General features: G+C 38.3%; 7 protein-coding genes. 2 read left to right on the forward strand and 5 right to left on the reverse strand.

Annotated elements, in window-relative coordinates:
- Positions 1-123: 123 nt before the first annotated feature.
- Positions 124-810, forward strand: a complete 687-nt coding sequence (locus ACTJKN_RS25550) for a class I SAM-dependent methyltransferase (RefSeq protein ID WP_440828452.1) — start codon at positions 124-126, stop codon at positions 808-810.
- 70 nt (positions 811-880) lie between these two features.
- Positions 881-1,885, forward strand: a complete 1,005-nt coding sequence (locus ACTJKN_RS25555; RefSeq protein WP_440828453.1) for an LLM class flavin-dependent oxidoreductase — start codon at positions 881-883, stop codon at positions 1,883-1,885.
- A gap of 104 nt (positions 1,886-1,989) precedes the next feature.
- Here ACTJKN_RS25555 and ACTJKN_RS25560 read toward each other — a convergent pair whose 3' ends face one another.
- From ACTJKN_RS25560 to ACTJKN_RS25580, 5 genes are all read right to left on the reverse strand, one after another.
- Positions 1,990-4,764 (reverse strand): outer membrane beta-barrel protein, encoded by a 2,775-nt coding sequence (locus tag ACTJKN_RS25560; RefSeq protein ID WP_440828454.1) that lies wholly within the window; start codon positions 4,762-4,764, stop codon positions 1,990-1,992.
- A gap of 274 nt (positions 4,765-5,038) precedes the next feature.
- The gene (locus tag ACTJKN_RS25565; protein WP_440828455.1) at positions 5,039-5,485 is read right to left on the reverse strand and encodes a DUF5694 domain-containing protein; all 447 of its coding nucleotides are present in this window, start codon (positions 5,483-5,485) and stop codon (positions 5,039-5,041) included.
- Positions 5,482-6,114: a hypothetical protein gene (locus ACTJKN_RS25570; RefSeq protein ID WP_440828456.1), complete on the reverse strand. Its 633-nt coding sequence runs from the start codon at positions 6,112-6,114 to the stop codon at positions 5,482-5,484. The genes ACTJKN_RS25565 and ACTJKN_RS25570 overlap by 4 nt, the downstream gene beginning before the upstream one ends.
- Positions 6,115-6,269: 155 nt before the next feature.
- The gene (locus tag ACTJKN_RS25575; protein ID WP_440828457.1) at positions 6,270-7,409 is read right to left on the reverse strand and encodes a M28 family metallopeptidase; all 1,140 of its coding nucleotides are present in this window, start codon (positions 7,407-7,409) and stop codon (positions 6,270-6,272) included.
- A gap of 208 nt (positions 7,410-7,617) precedes the next feature.
- Positions 7,618-7,704: an IS3 family transposase gene (locus ACTJKN_RS25580; RefSeq protein WP_440828259.1), complete on the reverse strand. Its 87-nt coding sequence runs from the start codon at positions 7,702-7,704 to the stop codon at positions 7,618-7,620.
- Position 7,705: the final 1 nt, after the last annotated feature.

Below are 7,705 nucleotides of genomic sequence, written 5' to 3' on the forward strand. Positions count from 1 at the left end.
GAATTGTATTCCAGACCTTTATTCTCCCGACTAACTTATAAACTTATTTGCTATTGATGGTTTTTTGATTCCTCATTTTCTTTAAGCTTTAGTCTTTCAGCTTTCCTCCCTATCTTTGCCCGCATGGATGTTTTTGGTAAAGCGTTAACAGATATTTATAAAACAGGCGAGGCTGATACCCTTTGGTTGCACAATTCGTATGGCGAGCCAGAAGAAATGCCTTTAGAATTCTTCTTCCGTGATGATGAAGATATGCCCGTTCTAGAACTTCAGGCGTTACACATGTGCAGTGGAAAGGTATTGGATATTGGTGCCGGTGTAGGCAGTCATGCTTTACTTTTGCAGGCTTTTAATATCGATGTTACAGCCATTGATATTTCGGAAGCAGCTGTTGATATTATGAAAGCGCGTGGTGTGAAAAAAGCATTCATACAGGATATTTTTACCTATCAGGAGAAATTCGATACCATTATCATGCTCATGAACGGCATCGGTTTAACCGGAAATTTGCCCGGTTTTAAGGATTTCCTGATCAAGCTAAAAGACCTCATCAATCCCAATGGACAGGTTATTTTCGATTCTTCTGATATTGCTTATTTATACGAAGACATGCCGAAACCACAAAACCAATATTATGGCGAGGTATCTTATCAGTATGAATATAAGGGCGAAAAAGGCAATTGGTTTAATTGGATTTATATAGATGAAGAAACCATCAAGCGTACCGCTCATGAAACAGGATGGGATGCTGAATTGATTTTAGATGATGGCGAAGATCAGTATTTGGTCAAATTGACTTTAGCGCAATAATCTAAAAGTCATAAAGCTTTTGATACGCCTATTTTAAATTAAGAGGCTCATAAATTTGTTAGATACGAATATGAGCAATACAAAAATTAAACTTAGTGTGTTAGATCAATCGCCGGTTCGCAAGGGTGTTACCGCCCGTCGTGCCATTGAAGAAACCACTATACTAGCACAAGAAACCGAAAGTTTGGGATATCACCGTTTCTGGGTTTCAGAACATCACAATACCACCAGTTTAGCGGGTTCAACGCCCGAAATCTTAATTGCCCATTTGGCCAATCATACCAAAACTTTAAGGATAGGTTCTGGCGGTATTATGCTGCCTAACCATAGTGCGTTAAAGGTTGCAGAAAGTTTTCGTTTGCTGGAAGTGATGCACCCTAACCGGATCGATCTGGGAATGGGTCGCGCACCGGGTACCGACCGAATTACAGCTTCGATGCTTAATCCATCAAACAATTGGAGCGAGCAGGATTTTGTAGAACAACTGCGCGAACTGCAACATTACTTGCATGATACCTCTGATGGCGGTATCCAGGCCAAAATAAAAGCTATCCCGATTGCTGAAACCGTTCCGCAACAATGGCTTTTGAGCAGCAGCGGACAAAGTGCCTTATTTTCGGCCCACTTTGGAATGGGCTTTTCTTTTGCGCATTTTATTAACCCGCATGGAGGACCACAGGCTGTTCAATACTACAGGGAACATTTTAAACCTTCGGTTGATTTGACAAAACCCGTTGAGAACGTGGCGCTTTTTGTTTTCTGCTCAGAAGACGAAGAAAAGGTAAAACAACAGGAGGCTTTAATGGCTTACCGTTTTCTTCAGCTGGAAAAGGGTGGAGGCTTAACTGCTGTAGGTTGGGATGATATTAAAGATGTCAGTTATAACGCTGCAGAGCAGGAACGGATTAAGGCCAATAAACCACGAATGATTTATGGTACGCCTGCGGTAATTAAAGAGCGGCTTACTAAACTGGCTTCCGATTATGATGTTGATGAACTGATGGCAGTTACCATTACCGAGCATTTTGAAGACCGGATAAAATCGTATGAGTTGCTTGCGGATTTGTTTTTGTAATGAAAGTGATAAATCTACTTCCATGGTCTGTGTCTCCACAGACCATTATGAAGGGTTTGAAACCAGGAGTTTTACTGTGGTCTGTGGAGACACAGACCACAGGATTAAAAATTAAAAAACGTTTGTCTGCCGCCAACTTTTTGGCCAAAGTTCTGGATATTATAAGTAAGGGTAAGCATGCCATATCTACCCAGGTTATTACTCTGTGTATCGATAACGCTGTTGCCCGTAATCTGGATGTTTCTACGCACATTGCTCTGCAAAATATCATTAACCGAGAATTTTAATTGCGCCCTGTCATTTTTCATGAATAGGTAAGTAAGAGCAGCATTCCAGAATTTAATGTTATTGTTATATCTAGCAATTTTTTGATCATTGATGGTTAAAGAATAGCTGGTTTCGAAAACCAGTTTTTTAGGATAACGGATAATCAGTTCGGATGTACTTTGGTGGGTATTGTAGCTAATGTTTGTGTAATAGCTATCATCATACCTACTGCGATTCAGGTTTACTGAATACGACTGGTTAATTTCTACCTTATCGTTTAGGTTTAACCTGATACTTCCATTAGGCCCTACATAGAACACATTTGCATCACTCTCGATGTTATTCACAATAACGGGACTATGATCAAAATTGGCCCAAAAGCCTAAGCCTACTTTTAAGCTTGTTTTATCTTTTTTGAAATCTTTCGAAATATTGGCCCCTCCACTAAAATTATAGATGCCATTTTTGTTAACCGGGTTAACAGTTTGTACGCCATCTTTAATGGTAATAGCGTTAACAATGCCATTTTTTGTGAAATTACCATAACCGTATAAATTGTAATTAATCATGCTCTTAGGATCATATTTATACATATTCATGCTTAACCCCTGCATACGGGCGGGCAGTAGATTTGGGTTTCCATTTCTGATGTAAAAAGCATTGGTATTGTCGGCCACTGGCTGAAGATAACTTACATTGGGCTCTGTAAAACGGGCCGAATAGTTAAAGCGGAATATTTTATATTTTAATTGAAAGGTTGGCCATATAAAATTATAACGCTGATCAATATCTGCGGTATTGGTAAAGCGGTTGTTTAACGAAATATAGTTGTGTACCAATCCAGGTTGAAGGTAAAGGTCTTTAGTTACTTTGTACCCCAGGCTGATGTTCGTATTGGTTTTAAAACCGGCCTGTTTAACAGTTTGTGATAAATCTGGTACTACAATATCATACAGCTGGTTAGCCGGATTGCGGTAAAAAGTGTTTAATGCATTTTCGTTATTGATGATATTTCCGCTTACATCTGCTTTTAAATTAAGTTTTTTGCTAATTGGTTCGGTATAATTGCTATAGATGTAAGACGAGAAGTTATCAATGGTATTGTTCCTTAACTGATCAACTTCTGAAGTAGAGGGTGTGAGGTAAAAAATACTGCTGCTCCTGTTATAATTGGTAATTGGATTAGGAGTTGCTGAGATATCGGCTCCAATATTGAAAGATCTTCCTGCCTTTTTAAAATCCTTACTAAAATCGGCCCTCAACTGATATTTGTTGCTTGAAGTATTCAGATCATTCAAATTATCGAGCGTATTAATGAGCTGATTATTCGCATTGTTATTGCTTGAAGATACCTTGCTTACCGAATTGTTGGAGCTGAGCACAATTGCCGGCTCTATGGTCAATTGTGTTAAGGAGTCGATTTGCCAGTCTAATTTTCCACCAATATTGTGTTTTAGAATAAGAGAATTGGTATTTTCGCTGGCGTTGGTAATCAATCTGTCAGTACCTAATGTTTGGTTGGTATTGGTAAGTTTCTCCAGAAGATTGTCTGATCGGCCGAAGAAATATTGGGTATTAATTTTAATTCCTTTTTTTGTTAACGTGTTAAAATTAAAACCACCACCCGATGAAGCCTGAACACCATTATAACTTCCGCCAAAACTAATACCGTTGAACTCGAAATAACCTCCAGAGGTCATCATCATGGAGTTTACACCGCTTCTGCTAAATCCACCTATGCGTTGCACATCATTGGGGTTAAAGCCTGGTTGATTAATGTTGTTACTATAAGCCAATATACTTACCTGTGTGGTATCTCTAAAGAAGTTCATTAATCCACCAGCCTGATACAGGTCTTTTAAACCTCCACCAGCATATAATTTGCCAAAAGCTCCTTTTTTGATGGCTTTTTTCAGCTTTAAATTGATAATCTGCGGTATTTCTGCTGCCGTTAAATCAGGATCACGCCTTTTGGCCTGTTTATCATCAACCACCTGTACCTTATCTATAATATTAGCGGGTAAATTTTTGGTCGCAATCTGTTGGTCGCCACCAAAAAACTCTTTTCCATCCACTAAAATTTTACTAACCGCTTTACCGTTAACCTGTATAGAGCCATCGGCTGCGATGGCAACGCCTGGAAGCTTTTTTAACAGATCTTCTACCACCGCCGATGGCAGGGTTTTAAAGGATTCTGCATTAAATTCAATGGTATCTTTACGTACAATTACGGGCGGCCTTTCTCCCGAAATTACCACTTCGTTTAAATCATTTGCTTTAACGGAAAGATAGAGGGTGCCTAAATTTAATGAGGGATTGGCTGCCGTTATTTCAACCTCTTTCCGGTATGTTCCATACTGCCATGCGGTTACCACTAAACGGTATTTTACACCTATGGTTAAGCCATTGATTTTAAAAATGCCTTTATCATCCGATAATTTATAAGTGCTCAATATACTATCGCCAACTTTATATACCGAAACCGTTGAGTAATTTAAGGTGGTTTTGTGATTGGCACTATCGGCTAAAATTCCGGTAATGTTTCCGTTTTTTTGTGCAAATAAATTAAAAATAGCTAAGGTAAGGGCGATTGAAAGTAAGAGTTTCTTCATGTATATTTTAAATAAGCAAGCTAAAATTAGGCGCTAAGTTTTTACAGTACAGATAAATGTGATGAACGATATAAAAAATGTGACAGACTAAAAATTTGGCTTGGTTCGTTATAAGGCGTATTAAATGTTGCATCTTGTCAAAACAACTAATCTTTTAGGTAAAAGTAGCTGCCTTAAGGTGTTTTTGCAAATACTAAACGAAAAAATTACATAACGCTAAAAAGAAAAAGCCCCAAGCTAGCGCAATGGGGCTGAGAAAGCGCATGTTATTAGTTTAATGCAAATCGTTATAATTGATGATTTTAACTTCTGGATTTTTGGCTAAAATTTCTTCCATCCATTTGCGGTGCGAGGCACCAACACCTACCACAACCCTTTTTGCTTTTTTTGCCTTTGCCTGATCGATAATGTTTTTGCACATGCCCTCGTTTCTTAAAGTCCATTGCACAATCATCTCTTTCACCGTTTCGGTAGGGAAACCTGCGTAACCATAAAAATGACGGCCACCATAAAAGTTCCAGGCCTCATCTAAAACACCATATTTTACGGTGTTCATGCCGGCATAAGGATCGGCATTGAAAACCTTCGCTTCATCTTCATTGTAAGCCCAATATTTTTCTATGGCTTTAACGGTAGCTGCTTCCTGCGAGGTACTATCGGCTTTCGCTTTGTTGATTAAAATTTTGTGTAAAGAGTCTGTTTTGCCCCAGGCTTCACTCATGGTTTATCATAAGTTTGGCAATCCATGTTGTAAATCCGATCGTGTTTTAACTGGTAGATAAGGGGGAAATAGATTTTGCTGTACTCACTTCCAGGTCTACAGAATCCTTTTTTCTTTAATGAATCGGTATTTCCGAACATTTTTGCATATTCAAGCTGCTCTTCTTTGCCGAAATTTTGTTTCATATAATTTTCGAGTACAAAGATTTGATAATCGGCATTGCCCCTGTCCCATTTTTTAGCATAATTAACGGCTAAATTCATCCTGTTTTTATGATAGTAGGCAAATTTGGCGAGCGCTTTCTGGTCATTTTTAATTTGTGCATCAATATTTCTGGGAGATGCCGGATTTAATTTTTCTAAATAATCGTGTCCTTTTCTAAATGATTTTTTTGCCCAGTTGTTTTCCTCCAGTTTAGCGTAATCGCCCTGCGGCAGGTATTCGCCAAAAACCATATCAGGCTTAAAGTTTTTAAGCTTATCAATTATTGCCTGAAAGTTTTGTGTCGATTTAGAATTGTCATGGGCGGAGCCTACGATAACAATTTCGATTTGGTTCTGGGCATACGATTTAACTGCAATTGAGATTAACAATAAAAATGCTAAGCTGAGTTTTTGTATAATTTTCATGATGATCTTGTTTTCGTTTTTGTTGATTCAAAGATGAACATACACACCTGGCTGCTATATTTAATTATCCCAAAGGCTTATTATATTATCCCAATCGGAGAAATTGAGAATTAACGGTTTGTATCGTGATTTAAAGCTTTGGTCCTAAAAATGAATTATTCCATCAGTTTCTGGTTAAATCCAACGATCAGTTTAAACAGGTCTTTATACTCGGTAAGCGGCAATGTTTCAGGTTTGTCGAATACGTCGTGGTAGGCAGACGGACCACCCTGAGTGTAAATGAAGAATGCCGGAACACCTTTTTCTGTAAAGAAATAGTGATCGCTGTTGGCGGCTTTCCCTCTGGAGTTTATTTTCGAGATGTAATGATTTTGGTTGTTGATTGCGTTTAACAGCGCAAATGCTTTAGGATAAACGGATGCATTAACTACCGTCATGCCGGCTTCACCGGTTCCAACCAAATCTAAATTGATTAGGAATTTAATCTTGCTTAAAGGAATTAAAGCGTTTTCTACAAAAAACTTCGATCCCAACAGTCCAGCTTCTTCGCCGGCAAAACAGATAAAACCAATGGAGTAGGACTGGGGATTGGCGGCATAATATTTGGCCAAACTTAATAAAGTAGCTACACCGGCAGCATTATCATTAGCGCCCGGGAAATAAGTGTCTGCACCCATTCCACCCAAATGGTCGTAATGCGCTGTAATGATTAAAATGGAATCGGGAAATTTAGTGCCCCTAATCAAACCGCAAACGTTAGCTGCCTCAAAGTTTGGAATGAATTTGTTTTCAATATCAACATCAATTTTTTTTGGTATTGCGGTAAAGTTCTTTTTATTGAGCTGAATGGTGGTTACAATCCCAACTTCTGTGGCTACAGACCAGGTTAACTTATCTTTTAATAAAATCTTCAATGTTGGAGAAGCTTTGTAATTAAGACTATCTAACTCAGTTAAATCTGCCTTTTGTTTAGCGCTGGGGCTCTCATTGTTTACAATGAAATCAGTACCGGGGATAAGTTTCTGACCGTTTACGGCCACCATCATTTTTCCTGGGAATGTATTTACCGGAAAATTAAAGGTTTGCTTATAAGATTGACCCATTGGTAACAAACCGATTTTTTGATAGGCTTCTGTGAGATAAGTTGCAGATTTTTTCATCCCGTCTTTGGTATAACCTCTGCCCCAAAATTGTTTTGAAGTAAGGGTATTTACTACATTTCTGGTGTAGATAGAATCTTGAGCGAAAGTATTGATTGCTAAAAACAGGAAGATAATGAAGCCAAATTTTTTCATCCCGAAATTTAGTGAATTAAATTGTTATCAAACCTCGTATATTTTTAAACGGCGCAACCTTAAACCCTACAATTTAACTGTGCTAAGGTATCTTAGGTGGCCAATATTTTTTTTGAAATCAAGGTTCGGTGTGCTTCGGTTACGAAAGTCCTGCTATCGCTCCAAGTCCTCACTCGTTGGACTGCCCCCAAAAAGTTGGACAAACTTATTAATTATTTAATACTTGTGTCCGGTATTCAACCGGGCTCATTCCATTTAAGTTCAATCTTATCCTTTTATTGTTATAATAACTAATA

Source organism: Pedobacter sp. 22163 (genome assembly GCF_052045595.1).
GTDB lineage: Bacteria > Bacteroidota > Bacteroidia > Sphingobacteriales > Sphingobacteriaceae > Pedobacter.

What these genes read in the sequence shown, in the direction of transcription:
- ACTJKN_RS25550 (WP_440828452.1), top strand. Translation starts at nt 124, where the DNA reads ATGGATGTTTTTGGTAAAGCGTTAACAGATATTTATAAAACAGGCGAG.
- ACTJKN_RS25555 (WP_440828453.1), top strand. Translation starts at nt 881, where the DNA reads ATGAGCAATACAAAAATTAAACTTAGTGTGTTAGATCAATCGCCGGTT.
- ACTJKN_RS25560 (WP_440828454.1), bottom strand. Translation starts at nt 4,764, where the DNA reads ATGAAGAAACTCTTACTTTCAATCGCCCTTACCTTAGCTATTTTTAAT.
- ACTJKN_RS25565 (WP_440828455.1), bottom strand. Translation starts at nt 5,485, where the DNA reads ATGAGTGAAGCCTGGGGCAAAACAGACTCTTTACACAAAATTTTAATC.
- ACTJKN_RS25570 (WP_440828456.1), bottom strand. Translation starts at nt 6,114, where the DNA reads ATGAAAATTATACAAAAACTCAGCTTAGCATTTTTATTGTTAATCTCA.
- ACTJKN_RS25575 (WP_440828457.1), bottom strand. Translation starts at nt 7,409, where the DNA reads ATGAAAAAATTTGGCTTCATTATCTTCCTGTTTTTAGCAATCAATACT.